Origin of the sequence: Chromohalobacter sp. 48-RD10, from assembly GCF_029889785.1 — a bacterium.
Lineage (GTDB): Bacteria > Pseudomonadota > Gammaproteobacteria > Pseudomonadales > Halomonadaceae > Chromohalobacter.
The window spans coordinates 1-1444 of record NZ_JARANX010000134.1; the positions used below are offsets into that span (position 1 = coordinate 1).

The following is a 1444-nucleotide window of genomic DNA, read 5'->3' on the forward strand; positions in this document are numbered from 1 at the left end:
TGAACTGACCCCTGAAAATTGGACACCACTCCAATCGTAAGGGGTCTTTCCATGACCAGGTATTCGACGGCGTTCAAACTTCGGGTCGTTCGCTACCATGAGCAGCAAGACGATGGCACCCGCCAAACCGCTATACGTTTTGGGGTGGACCATGCGACGGTACGTCAGTGGTACGCAGCTTATCGGACACATGGGCATGCCGGCTTGGCCAAGCGCTATCGCTGCTATAGCGTCGACTTCAAACTGCAGGTACTGAGCTTCATAGCCCAGCAAGGGGTATCCGCTCGGCAAGCCAGTGCCATCTTCGACATCCCAGCAAAGTCGACGATACTGACTTGGCAGCGTCGCTATGAAGTTGGCGGCGTCGATGCCCTAATCTCACGTCCCCGAGGCTGCTCCATGTCTTCCTCCAAGAAACCGCCAAACGCCGACCATAAGCCTCCTGGCGAGATGACGTCCGAAGAGATGAAAGAGGAACTGGCGTATCTGCGAGCGGAGAACGCGTATTTAAAAAAGCTGAAGGCCTTGGCTCAATCAAAGTCATCAGCCGCCGAGAAAAAACGCTGATCATCCATGAGCTAAGGTCGACCCATGCACTCACACATCTGTTGCGTGCCTCTGGGCTGGCACGCAGTACGTTCTACTACCAGCGCAAGCTCTTGGGAGCTGGCGACCCGTATGCGCCCCTGAAAACGCGTATCCAGTCGCTCTATGATCACCACAAAGGACGCTATGGTTATCGCCGCATCACCGCTTTACTGCGGCAGGCAGGCGAGACGATCAACCACAAGACCGTCCAACGGTTGATGCAACAGATGGGCTTGAAGTCCCTCGTCCGCCCTAAACGGTATCGAGCTTATCGCGGCGCCGAGGGCTACGCTGCTCCCAATACGTTACAGCGTCGCTTTCAGGCTCAGCGGCCCAATCAGCGATGGGTCACGGACATTACCGAATTCAAGGTGAATGACCGGAAACTTTACCTATCACCGGTCATGGATCTTTATAACGGCGAAATCATCGCGTTCCAGACCGGGGCACGACCGCTATTCGGCCTAGTGAAGCGCATGTTGAGGCGTGCATTCGACCGACTGGGGCCAGGTGATCAGCCTCTATTGCATTCGGATCAGGGTTGGCATTACCGCCATCCCCGCTATCGCCGCTTAGTGGCCGAGAAGCGGATACTCCGTAGCATGTCGAGGAAAGGGAACTGCTTGGATAATGCCGCCATGGAGAGCTTTTTCGGCACGCTGAAAGCCGAGTACTTCCATCTCAACCACTTCGAAAGCATCGAGCAATTGCAGCAAGGCTTGGCTGACTACATCGACTACTACAATCATCACCGGATCAGGCAGAAACTAAAAGGCCTGAGCCCCGTGCAATACAGGGCTCAGGCCATAGCCACCGGTTAAGGGAACCAACCGTCCAACAATCGGGGGTCAGTTCA

1 protein-coding gene is annotated in these 1444 nt (G+C 55.3%); it reads left to right on the forward strand.

Annotation, left to right across the window (positions count from 1 at the left end; all coding sequences use genetic code 11):
• Positions 1-51: 51 nt before the first annotated feature.
• A protein-coding gene (locus OP496_RS17735) for an IS3 family transposase (protein ID WP_280565234.1) occupies positions 52-1409 on the forward strand; the annotation gives its coding sequence in 2 pieces (ribosomal slippage) (positions 52-544 and positions 544-1409; 1359 coding nt in all).
• Positions 1410-1444: the final 35 nt, after the last annotated feature.